This window comes from Actinoplanes sp. NPDC048791, assembly GCF_040650095.1.
Classification (GTDB): Bacteria; Actinomycetota; Actinomycetes; order Mycobacteriales; family Micromonosporaceae; genus Actinoplanes.
This window is the reverse complement of sequence record NZ_JBEZGQ010000301.1, coordinates 1-8,428: the sequence shown is the minus strand read 5'-3', so window position 1 is coordinate 8,428 and position 8,428 is coordinate 1. Positions and strand designations below refer to the sequence as shown.

Annotated in this window: 8 protein-coding genes; 3 read left to right on the top strand and 5 right to left on the bottom strand. The window is 71.7% G+C overall.

Annotated elements, in window-relative coordinates; translation table 11 throughout:
* Nucleotides 1-28: 28 nt before the first annotated feature.
* The 3 genes from AB0C29_RS21910 to AB0C29_RS21900 all read right to left on the bottom strand — a co-directional run bounded on the left by AB0C29_RS21910 (nt 29) and on the right by AB0C29_RS21900 (nt 3,628).
* Nucleotides 29-1,348, bottom strand: a complete 1,320-nt coding sequence (locus AB0C29_RS21910) for an ABC transporter substrate-binding protein (protein WP_360822893.1) — start codon at nt 1,346-1,348, stop codon at nt 29-31.
* A 17-nt stretch (nt 1,349-1,365) separates the two neighbouring features.
* Nucleotides 1,366-2,253, bottom strand: coding sequence for a sugar isomerase (locus AB0C29_RS21905; protein WP_360822890.1), 888 nt, complete (start codon nt 2,251-2,253; stop codon nt 1,366-1,368).
* An 82-nt stretch (nt 2,254-2,335) separates the two neighbouring features.
* Nucleotides 2,336-3,628 carry an alpha-glucosidase/alpha-galactosidase gene (locus tag AB0C29_RS21900; protein ID WP_360822888.1) on the bottom strand — a complete coding sequence of 431 codons (1,293 nt, stop codon included), beginning with the start codon at nt 3,626-3,628 and terminating at the stop codon, nt 2,336-2,338.
* A gap of 109 nt (nt 3,629-3,737) precedes the next feature.
* On the opposite strand from AB0C29_RS21900, the gene AB0C29_RS21895 reads away from it, so the two are divergent.
* Genes AB0C29_RS21895 through AB0C29_RS21885 form a run of 3 tightly spaced genes read left to right on the top strand, consistent with a single transcriptional unit; the run spans nt 3,738 to nt 6,205 of the window.
* Nucleotides 3,738-4,526: a DeoR/GlpR family DNA-binding transcription regulator gene (locus AB0C29_RS21895; protein WP_360822885.1), complete on the top strand. Its 789-nt coding sequence runs from the start codon at nt 3,738-3,740 to the stop codon at nt 4,524-4,526.
* Nucleotides 4,527-4,586: 60 nt separating this feature from the next.
* Entirely contained in the window at nt 4,587-5,681 is a 1,095-nt protein-coding gene (locus AB0C29_RS21890; RefSeq protein WP_360822882.1) for a PQQ-dependent sugar dehydrogenase, read from the top strand.
* A 53-nt stretch (nt 5,682-5,734) separates the two neighbouring features.
* On the top strand, nt 5,735-6,205 hold the full coding sequence (locus tag AB0C29_RS21885; protein ID WP_360822879.1) for a DUF4262 domain-containing protein: 471 nt from the start codon (nt 5,735-5,737) through the stop codon (nt 6,203-6,205).
* Here AB0C29_RS21885 and AB0C29_RS21880 read toward each other — a convergent pair.
* Complete coding sequence (locus AB0C29_RS21880; RefSeq protein ID WP_360822895.1) at nt 6,192-7,397, bottom strand: hypothetical protein; 1,206 nt, start codon at nt 7,395-7,397, stop codon at nt 6,192-6,194. The two genes, AB0C29_RS21885 and AB0C29_RS21880, sit on opposite strands and share 14 nt — an antisense overlap.
* 163 nt (nt 7,398-7,560) lie before the next feature.
* Nucleotides 7,561-8,428, bottom strand: an 868-nt coding sequence (locus AB0C29_RS21875) for a hypothetical protein (protein ID WP_360822876.1), incomplete at its 5' end; no start/stop codon positions are given.

The following is an 8,428-nucleotide window of genomic DNA, read 5'->3' as shown; positions in this document are numbered from 1 at the left end:
CGCGGCGTCGCGGCGAACGTGAGCGTCATCAGTTCTCCAGGGCGTCGGCCGACTTGCGGGCCGCCTCGTCGAGGGCCTCCTTCGGCTTGGCGGCGCCCTGCAGCACCTTGGCGATGCCGTCACCGACGTTGCGGGACATCACCTCGTAGCCGGCGACCGTCGGCCGGGCCTGCTTGGCGTTGGCCAGGTTGTCGAAGAACTTCTGCCCACCCGGGTACTCCTTGACGTACGCCGCGAACTCGGGCGTGCTCTGCTCGGACGACCGCAGCGGCAGGTTACCGACCGCGAGGTTCCACTTGGCGTCGATCTGCGCGCTGGTCAGCCATTTGATGAAGTCGCGCGACGCGCCGGCCCGGTTGGCGTCCTCGTGGTCGAACAGCACCCAGAGGTCGGGGCCGGAGACGGTCTGGTGGTCACCGTTGACGCCCGGCAGCGCGGCCACCCCGTAGTCCAGCTTGGCCTCTTTGATCTCCAGCAGCGCCCACGGGCCGGACAGCATCATCGCGACGTGCCCGCTGTTGAAGAGCCGGGCGTACTTCTCGTCGGTCTGGTCCAGGTACATCGACTTGTCGTCGACGGCCATCACGCGCAGCGTCTCCAGGGCCTTGACCCCGGCCTCGGAGTTGAAGGCGGGCTTGGTCCCGTCGATGATCTTCCCGCCGTTCTGCCAGAGCAACGGCCACAGGTGCCAGGTGGTGTCCTCACTGCCGGAGACCGAGTACGCGGTGCCGTACGTGCGGGTCGCCGGGTCGGTGAGCTTCTTCGCGGCCTCGCGGAACTGCTCCCAGGACCAGTCGTCGGTGGGGTAGCTCAGGCCGGCGGTGTCGAAGAGCTTCTTGTTGTAGATCAGGGCCAGGTTGTCGACCAGCGCCGGGACGCCGATCACCTTGCTCTCCGAGGTGGCCACCGTACGGGCGGCCGCCGGCATCTCGGTCCACGCGAAGGACGGGTCGGCCACGAAGTCGGTCAGGTTCTGGGTCTTGCCACTGGCCGCCAGGTCGCCGGCCCAGTTGCCGAACGCGTACGAGATGTCGGGGTAGCTGCCGCCCGCGAAGCCGGCGGAGAGTTTGGTCAGCAGGTCGTCCGTGGTCGGCGCGCCCGCCGAGGTCTTGATCGTGACGTTGGGGTGGGCGGCGTGGTACTCGGCGGCCAGGCCCTCGGCGACCTTCTCGGCCTCCGAGGTCTGCCCGGTCCACCAGGTGAGGGTCACCGCCGCCGCGGGGTCGTAGCCTGCCGCCGCGTCCTTGCCGTCGTCGCTCTCGCCGCCCGTGCAGGCCGCGCTCAGAAGCAAGGCCGCGCTCGCGGCCGCCAGCAGCCGGGTCCGCCGGCCGCGCCGAATGGAGGTCATCCCTGTACCTACTTTCGTCAAACCGCGTCGGTGAGGACGACGGATCTGGTGAGCAGCCGGGGGCGGTCGGGGTCCAGGCCGCGGTGCGCGGCCAGGGCCAGGGCGAAACGCTGGGCGAGGACCAGCTGGGCGAGCGGGTCGCGGTCGTCGCGGTAGGTGGTGGCGCCCGCCGTACGGCCGACCTCGTCGAGCGCGAGCGGCACGTCGCCGAACGAGAAGACGAGGCTGCGGGCCCCGGCCACGGCGACCGGACCGTGCCGGAAGTCCATCGCCGGGTACGACTCCGAGTAGGCCTGCGCCGCCTCGCGAACCTTCAGCGCCGCCTCGTGGGCGAGCCCGACGGTCCAGCCGGTGCCCAGGAACACCAGGTGGTCGATGTCGGCCGGGTCGGCCGGCAGCGGCGCCTCGAGGGCGGCGGTGCCGTCCGCGACCAGGTGGCTCAGGTCCGCCCCGAACGCGGCGCGGGCCAGGGCCAGCACCGTGGTCGGGAAGCGGGTCTGCACCACGCTGCGCTCGTCGGCGAAGTCGAGCAGCAGCCGGGTCTCGGCCAGCGTGTCGACCGGTTCCCCGGCGACGGCGGTGACCGCCACCCGGTGGGTGCCCTGCGGCACCTGGCGCAGCGCGTCGAGCACCTCGGTCGAGGTGCCCGAGCGGGTGATCGCCACGACGCGGTCGTAACGGCGCCGGGGCACGTACTCGGAGGCGCACACCGCGTCGGTCTCGCCGAGACCGGCGCTCTCCCGCAGCTCGGCGATGCTCTGGGCGACGAACCACGAGGTGCCGCAGCCCAGGATCAGCATCCGCTGCCCCGGCACGGCGAGCTCGCGGCGGGCCTGGGCGGTCAGGCCGAGGCCCTGTTCCCAGACGGCGGGCTGGCTGGCGATTTCCTCCGACGTGTCGTTCATGGTCGAGGATTATGCTCGTTTGTTTTCGCTTCACAAGCTTTAGCGTCCAAACGAGCATTCCACGCTGCGCGTCTTGGAGCGGTCACCGCAGCGATTCGGGGATCAGGTCGCCGTGCGCCGCGGTCAGCTCGTCACACAATGCCCAGATCTGTTCCACCGGCAGGGTGGCCGCGGTGTTGGGGTCGACCATCGCCGCCTGCCGCACCATCCGCTTGTCGCCGGTGATCGCCGCCTGCACGGTCAGCTGACCCACGTTGACAAAGCCGCGGTTCAGCGCGGCGCACTGCGGGGGCAGCGCGCCGACCCGTTCCGGGCGTACGCCCAGAGCGTCGACCACGCACGGCACCTCGACGGCGTAGTCCTCGGGCAGGTTGCTGATCAGCCCGCGGTTGGCGACGTTGCCGTGGATGCGGCGCAGGGTCCCGGTGACCATGCTGTGGATGACCTGGGGGGCGTACTCGGTGGCGTCGCGGCTGACGTCGAGAGGATCGCCGGCCAGCACGGACTTGCGCACAGCGTGGTACTCGGCCACGTTGTCGGCGCTGATCCGCAGGTAGTCGCCGACCGGGATGCGCAGCCGCTCGATCTCGGCGTCGTCGTGCAGATACCAGGGCAGGTACTCCGAGGAGTGCTCGCTGGTCTCGGTCGGGAAATAGCCCAGCCGCGAGTACATGTCCATCCGTACCCGGCGGCGCAGCTCGGGATCGCGGGCGAGCAGCTCGTCCAGCCGCGGATACAGGCTCTCGCCACGATGCTCGAAGCGCAGCAGCCACGCCTGGTGGTTCACTCCGGCTCCGGTGTAGTCGACTTCCTCGTACGGGACGCCGAGCAGTTCGCTCAGGTCGCGCACGGTCCAGTAGACCGAGTGGCACAGGCCGACGGCCTTGAGCTCGGGGGCGACGGCCGCGAGGTAGCCGACGTTCATCGCCATCGGGTTGGTGTAGTTGAGCAGCCAGGCGTCCGGGCACAGCTCGCGCATGTCCCGGGCGATGCCCTCGAGCACCGGGAAGGTGCGCAGCGCGCGGAAGATGCCGCCGACGCCGAGGGTGTCACCGATGGTCTGGCGCAGCCCGTACTTCGCCGGGATCTCGAAGTCGCGCACGGTGGCGGCGTGCATGCCGACCTGGATGGCGTTGATGACGAAGTCGGCGCCGTCGAGCACGGTCCGGCGGTCCAGGCTGGTGGTGATGACGGGCCGGGCGCCGAGCTGCTCGGCCGTACGGCGGGCGATCGCCTCGGCCGTCTCCAGGCGCTCGGCGTCGATGTCGTGCAGGGCGAGGGTCACCCCGCGCAGCTCGTCGAAGGAGAGGATGTCGGCGAGCAGTTCACGGGTGAACACGACGCTGCCCGCGCCGAGGAAAGCGATCACTGTCATGGCGGGATTGTTGGCGGTTACGCCCCAAGCGCGCAAGGAAATCTGGTGTTTCGCTTGGAAACGAACTACAGTGACTGCGCGTTTGATCATTCCTTCCTGATGAGGGCCCATGCCACAGAGTTCGCTGCGCCGCGCCGACCGGGTGTCGGCCATCCTCGAGCGGGTGGCCAGCCACGGCTCCGTCGACGCCGGGCACCTGGCCGACGAGTTCCGCGTCTCCCCCGCCACGATCCGCCGCGACCTGCAGGTCCTGGAGGACCAGCGGCTGCTGTCGCGCACCCACGGCGGCGCCGTCGCGGTCGACGTCGCCTACGAGCTGCCCGTGCGCTACCGGGTGGGCCAGCACCGCGAGGAGAAGGCCCTGGTGGCGCAGAAGGTCGCGGCGCTGCTGCCGAAGGGCCCGCTGACCCTGGGCCTGACCGGCGGCACGACCACCCACCTGCTGGCCCGGCTGCTGGCCGAGCGCGTCGACCTGACCGTGGTGACCAACGCGCTGAACATCGCCGCCGAGCTGGCCCTGCGCCCCCGGCTCAAGCTGATCATGACCGGCGGCGTGTCCCGCACCCAGTCGTACGAGCTGGTCGGGCCGATCGCGGACCAGGCGCTGGCCGGCCTGAACATGGCCGTGGCGGTGGTCGGGGTGGACGGCATCAGCGCCCGGGGCGGCCTGACCACCCACGACGAGATCGAGGCGAACACCAACGCGGTGATGATCCGGCGGGCCGACCGGGTCATCGTGGTGGCGGACGGCTCCAAGGTGGGCAAGGTGTGCCTGGCCGGCATCTGCGCGATCACCGACGTGGCAACCCTGGTGACCGACCCGAGCGCGGATCCGGCGGGCATCGAGGCCATCCGCCGGGCCGGCACCGAGGTGATCGTGGCCAGCGCCGCGAGCTGAGCCGGCTCCCGGGGAGTACATTGACATGCTTCAATTGCCACTCAGCTGGAGGTTGGAGTCATGCGCCGCAAACTCGCCCTGGTCAGCACGCTGATACTCGGTGTCGGCACCCTCGCCGTCGCGCAGGCCACCGAAGCGCACGCCCTGCGCACTCCCGATCTTGCCGATCCCCAGGTCGTCGCGACGGATCTCACCGTTCCGTGGGGGCTCGGGTTCCTCCCCGACGGCAGCGCCCTGGTCGCCGAACGCAACAGCGCCCGCATCCTGCAGCTGCGCCCGGGCAGCGCACCGGCCGTGGTGGCCACGGTCAGCGGGGTCGTCCCGGCCGGTGAGGCCGGCCTGCTCGGCCTGGCCGTGTCCCCGACGTACGCCGAGGACGGCTATGTGTACGTCTACTTCACCTCGGCCTCGGACAACCGCATCGCGCGCCTGCGGCTCGACGCCCCGCAGGACCAGCAGGTGATCCTCAGCGGGCTGGCCAAGGCGAACATCCACGACGGCGGCCGGATCGCCTTCGGACCGGACGGCATGCTCTACGCGGGCGTCGGCGACGCCGGCACCACCGCGAACGCGCAGAACCAGCAGAGCCGCAACGGCAAGATCCTGCGGATGCGGCCGGACGGCGGTGTCCCCGCCGAGGGCAATCCGTTCCCCGGCTCGCTGGTCTACAGCCTGGGCCACCGCAACGTGCAGGGCCTGGCCTGGGACGCCCAGGGCCGGCTGTACGCCGCCGAGTTCGGCCAGAACACCTGGGACGAGGTCAACCAGATCGTGCCCGGCGGCAACTACGGCTGGCCGACGGTCGAGGGCCGCAGCACCGACACCCGCTTCCGCAACCCGATCGTCGTGTGGAGCACCGCCGAGGCCTCGCCCAGCGGCGCCACCATCGACGGCAGCACGCTCTACGTCGCCGCCCTGCGCGGCCAGCGGCTCTGGTCGGTCCCACTGGACGGCAACGGCGGCGCCGGCACGCCGACCGCACTGCTGCAGGGCCAGTACGGCCGCCTGCGTACCGCCGAACGGGCCCCGGACGGCTCGCTCTGGATCACCACGAGCAACCGGGACGGCCGCGGCACCCCGGCAGCGACCGACGACCGGGTGATCCGCTTCCCGGCCCGGTCGACGGCGGCCGCGCGTACCGGATCAGGCCGGTAGTCTCGGCTCCGGCCGGGTATCCCGCAGCTGAAGCACACGGGAGGGCGGATCCGATGACGGCCGGGCACCACGACGCCGCGCTCCGCGCGATCGCCGCGACCATCGAGCAGGCCGGCGTGTACCTGCAGTTCGAGCCGCAGCCGACGGCCCTGGAGACCTGCTGGTACACGGTCGGCCTGACCGGCCACGGCCACCCGGAGCTGATCCTGTTCGGGCTGCCCCCGGACATCACCCGGCCCGCCCTGCGCGCCCTGGCCGCCGCGGTCATCGCCGGGCGCCGGGAGCTCGCCGCGGGCGCCACCGCCGAGGACGTGCTCGAGGGACATCCCGTCACCTTCGTCGAGGTGACCGAGCCGGAGCGGCACCTGCCCGTCGCCGCGCAGTTCTACGCCGGCACCGGCGGGCGGCTGCGGGCCCTGCAGCTCGTGTGGCCGGACCGGTACCACCGGTGGCCGTGGCAGCCCGGCACCCAGGTGCACGACATGCCGGTGCTGGGCGAGCACGCCGGGGTCACCGGACGGTGAGCTGCCCGTCCGGGCTGCGGGTGCAGGTCACCGTACGGGCAGCTGTCGCGGCCGCGCCGGTCAGGCAGCGACCCAGCACCGCGTGCCCGTTCGCGTTGGGGTGCCACGACTCCTGGCAGGTCTGGAAGTACGAGACGCAGGAGCTGGCGATGCGCTGCACGGCGATCTTGTCGTAGCCCGCGAGGTCGGTCAGGAAGACGCCGGTCGGCCCGTCCTGCAGCCGGATCGGGGTGGCCAGGGCAGCGGCCGGGTCGGCACCGGACTCGCACAGCCGGGCCCCGTCGAATGCCCGTTGCACGTTGAGGTGGACCAGATCGGCGCCGGGGAACTCAGCCGACAGGCCGGCGTACACGGCCGACACCAGGCTGCCCAGAGCCGAGGAGAACGAGTGCCCGGCTGCCAGGCTGGCGCGATGCACGGGACAACCGGCCCGGTACCGCTCCGCGCCCAGCGCCCGGAACTTGTCCCGGTCGTCGGCGCGGTCGTCCTCGGTGTAAAGGCTGGGCACGACGTCCGTGGGCAGCGGATTGGTGTAGTCCTGGAAGACGACCCGGTGCTGCCCGTCGGCGTCGACCGCGTCCAGCGTCGTCAGCAGGCCCCGTACGGCGGCCCGGGTCTCCTCGACCGCAGCGGCGACCTGCGCGGCGGTGGCCAGGTCGTCGGCCGTGCACGGCTCCTGCTCGACCGGCCCGTTGATGTACGCCCACAGCTCCCACCAGCCGGTCCACGCGTCGGCGATGAACCGGTTGGCGCACTCGGAGGCGACGTCGCCGAAGGTGAACCGGCTGTTGTTGGACCCGAGCCCGATCAGGACCAGGTCGATGTCGTACGCACCCGCGACCGCCCGCAGCTGGTCGAGCTGGGCCGCCACAGCGCGGCCCCGCGGCCGGTCCTGGCCCGGACGGGCGAGGTCCTGCGGCTGAGCACCCGAGCAGGCCAGGTTGAACCGCGCCTGAATGCCGGGCAGGTCGGCCCGGTGCAGCGACGCACCGGCGGAACGGTGGCAGAAGTAGGCGTCGGTGTTGGCCGCGGACCAGCCTGGGAAGCCGCGGCTGGTCCCGTTGACGTCCACGACCGGCTCGTAGCTCCCGGCGCCCTCACCGCTGATGAAGCTGTCGCCCAGCGCAACCGCGGCGGTGGACAGCGCGGCAACGGCGGGCGAGGGGATCGCGGCCGCCGCTACGACGAGCAGGAGTCCGGAAATGAGGGCCGAGATACGGCGCAGGGACACGTCGGCCTCCGAAGGGGTCGGCGGAACGCGAGGAACACTCCGGTCCGCCGATCTGACCACGCCACCACGACAGTCGTCAATGTCCGTGACGTCGGTCGTGGTGGCGTGCGGCTGAAGCGGAGCGTCAGCAGCCCAGGCGCCGGGCGGAGAGGGCGATGTCGTCGATCCAGAGGTCGAAGCCGGCCGGCGTGGTGCCGCCCTGGTACAGCTGCCACCCGATCTTGACCGTGTCGACGGCCGGCAGTACGAACGGGACCTGGTTGCCGCCGTGGGCCCCTTCGCCGGCGGTCAGGGTCACGTCGTCGCCGATCCAGGTGGTCACCGTGTTCGTTGCCGCGTCGAGGCGCCATTCGACGCACTGCCAGGTGTCCGTGACGGTCGGGGCCGACTCGGTCCAGGCGGTCCAGTCGCCGGTGGGTCCGCCGTCCGCGCCGATGCCCCACAGGGACCGGTCCACTGTGGGCACGTACTGTCCGCCGAGCGGGCGCACCACCTCGGCGCTGCCCGATCCGGTCGCCTCGACCAGGGTGAAGTGCGCCCAGTCGGGCGCCGTCGGGAACGCGTCGACGCGCAGCCGCATCCGGCCGTAGAAACCGCCCGGGGGTACGGCGAGATCGTCGACCCGCAGGAAGGCACGCCCGTTGTCGACGGTGCGGACGTGCAGCACCTTGCCGCCCCGGCCGGCGCCCCGGCGTTCCACGGTCAGTGTGCCGTTGCGGGTGTCGATCCCCCAGTCGAGGCTGCTGGCGCCGCCGACCGGCAGCCGGTCGAAGTTCTCGCAGAACAGCACACCTGGCCTCGTACAGTCACGGGCGCTGGACGCACCCGCCGCGCCGGCGGCACCGCTGCCCGCGAGCAGGCACAGCGTCAGCGCGGAGACGGCGGTCAGCAGACGGATGGGCTCCACCCGGATCGGTTTGCCCGCCGAGCGGACCGACAGGGCGGCCGCGTTCGCGTCGAAGGCGGCCAGGTCGACCACGGCCAGCGGGGTC

Excerpts from the sequence above, each read along its gene's own strand:
- AB0C29_RS21900 (WP_360822888.1), bottom strand. The coding sequence starts at position 3,628 with ATGACAGTGATCGCTTTCCTCGGCGCGGGCAGCGTCGTGTTCACCCGT.
- AB0C29_RS21905 (WP_360822890.1), bottom strand. The coding sequence starts at position 2,253 with ATGAACGACACGTCGGAGGAAATCGCCAGCCAGCCCGCCGTCTGGGAA.
- AB0C29_RS21895 (WP_360822885.1), top strand. The coding sequence starts at position 3,738 with ATGCCACAGAGTTCGCTGCGCCGCGCCGACCGGGTGTCGGCCATCCTC.
- AB0C29_RS21885 (WP_360822879.1), top strand. The coding sequence starts at position 5,735 with ATGACGGCCGGGCACCACGACGCCGCGCTCCGCGCGATCGCCGCGACC.
- AB0C29_RS21910 (WP_360822893.1), bottom strand. The coding sequence starts at position 1,348 with ATGACCTCCATTCGGCGCGGCCGGCGGACCCGGCTGCTGGCGGCCGCG.
- AB0C29_RS21890 (WP_360822882.1), top strand. The coding sequence starts at position 4,587 with ATGCGCCGCAAACTCGCCCTGGTCAGCACGCTGATACTCGGTGTCGGC.